The organism is Nocardioides guangzhouensis, from assembly GCF_004519545.1.
Taxonomy (GTDB): Bacteria; Actinomycetota; Actinomycetes; order Propionibacteriales; family Nocardioidaceae; genus Nocardioides; species Nocardioides guangzhouensis.
This window is the reverse complement of record NZ_SDKM01000134.1, coordinates 1-537: the sequence shown is the minus strand read 5'-3', so window position 1 is coordinate 537 and position 537 is coordinate 1. Positions and strand designations below refer to the sequence as shown.

1 protein-coding gene is annotated in these 537 nt (G+C 68.0%); it reads right to left on the bottom strand.

From position 1 onward, the window contains the following. On the bottom strand, positions 1-537 hold a 537-nt coding region (locus tag EKO23_RS24810; RefSeq protein ID WP_342773644.1), incomplete at both ends, for a 4Fe-4S dicluster domain-containing protein.

Here is a 537-nt window from a genome sequence, read left to right as displayed (position 1 = left end):
GGTCCTGGTCGACCAGGACGATGCCGTCCTCCTCGCGCTTGTAGATCGCGCCGGACGGGCAGGAGGCCATGCAGGACGGGTTGAGGCAGTGCTCGCAGATCCGCGGCAGGTAGAACATGAAGGTCCGCTCCAGCTCGAACCGGATCTTGTCCTCGGACTCCTTGCGGACCTTCTCGACCAGCGGGTCGAGGTGCCCCAGCTGGCTGGTGCCGCCGAGGTTGTCGTCCCAGTTCGCCGACCAGGTGACCTTGGTGTCCTCGCCGGTGATCAGCGACTTCGGCCGGGCCACCGGGAAGTCGTCGCCGAGCGGCGCCTCCACGAGGTTCCGGTAGTCGTAGGTCCAGGGCTCGTAGTAGTCGGCGAGCTCGGGCTGCACGGGGCTGGCGAAGATCCCGAGCAGCTTCCTGATCCGGCCGCCCGCCCTGAGCGTGAGGTTGCCGCGCTTGTTGAGCGTCCAGCCGCCCTGCCACTGCTCCTGGTCCTCGTAACGGCGCGGGTAGCCCTGGCCGGGCCGGGTCTCGACGTTGTTGAACCAGA